The sequence below is a fragment of the Sphingomonas sp. BAUL-RG-20F-R05-02 genome, assembly GCF_022662305.1.
GTDB lineage: Bacteria > Pseudomonadota > Alphaproteobacteria > Sphingomonadales > Sphingomonadaceae > Sphingomonas.
Window position 1 is genome coordinate 1 of sequence record NZ_JAKNQH010000059.1, and the last position, 1,327, is coordinate 1,327.

Genomic DNA, 1,327 nt, shown 5'->3' on the forward strand with positions numbered 1-1,327 from the left:
ACGTCTGTGACGGGAAGCTATTCGATCACAGACGAAAATGGGATTGTTAGAACAGATCAGATTACCACGCCAGATCATCAAAATGATATCATAACGGCACGCGGGTTTTTCACCAATCTCCACTTCGATATCAGCCCGAGCGACACGTATGATGGTTCAGGGCATGATAGTCTCTCGGGCATAAACTATGCCAAGCATGGGCTGGAAGTGCAGTATTCTGAAACTAACTCAACATATAATGGGCCAGGAAACGAGTTTGTACATCTTACCGTCGTATGCTTCACCGAGGGAACCCCGATCCGAACGCCAGGAGGAGATCGGCCCGTCGAGGCGCTCGAAGTCGGTGATATGGTGCTTACCGCATCCGGTGCTTACCGACCGATCCGTTGGCTGGGACAACGAACCCTCGATTGCACACGCTTCCCGGACCGTGAAGCCGTACACCCGGTCCGCATCATGACAGGCGCGTTTGGCCCCGGACTGCCAAGACAGGATATTCTGGTGTCTCCTGGCCATGCGATCTGCGTGGACGAAGTGCTGATCCAGGCCTCTTGGTTGATCAACAACGCGACGATCGTTCAGGAGGCTGTCGAACAGGTCTCCTACTGGCATGTCGAGCTCGACAGCCACGACATCCTTCTCGCGGCGGGCCTGCCAGCAGAGAGCTACCTGCCAAGCCGGAACAGTGCGTTCTTTGCCAATGGGTCCTCGCGCCCCGACGCGGTCTCCAGCGATCAGTCGTATTGCAGGCCGCTGATGCCCACCGGGCCGATGCTCGAACGTGTCCGTGATCGCCTTCGCGCGCGTGCCGAACAGCTCGGCTGGTGCGTCGATGAAACCCCCGATTCTCAGCTCGGCTTCATCGCGGACGGCCAGTTCCATAAGCCGAAGATCGTCGAGATGTCCGCCTACGTCGCACTCTCTTCGGCTCCTGACACACTGTCGCTCAAGTCGGCTTGCACAAAGCCGTCCTCGACCTCTGCATCGGCTGATCACAGGACCTTGGGCGTCGCGATCCGGACCCTGACCTTCAAAAGTGCGTCCGGCCTGCAACGCCGGTTCCTCGCTGAAGATTTGGAAGGAGTCGTGGGCTGCTACGCGCTCGAACAGGCAGACGAAATGTCTTTCCGCTGGACCAACGGCTGCGCAGAGCTGCCCGCGCGTTTGTGGGAGGGGTTGAACGGTCCACTGATGTTGCAAGTGGAACTCGCCCGCAAGTGTCTCCCACGTTGGACGTGCAGCGCTCCGGAAAGCGCTTGCCGCTTGGCTGGCCTCGAAGGAGCCGAACCAGCGGCGGCACTCACCAGTTCTGTTGCCCTTAGCTGAA

1 protein-coding gene is annotated in these 1,327 nt (G+C 58.6%); it reads left to right on the forward strand.

The annotated features are described in order from the left end of the window. Positions 1–1,326: Hint domain-containing protein (locus L8F97_RS22410; protein ID WP_242154951.1), on the forward strand; the 1,326-nt coding region annotated here is incomplete at its 5' end. Position 1,327 lies beyond the last annotated feature (1 nt).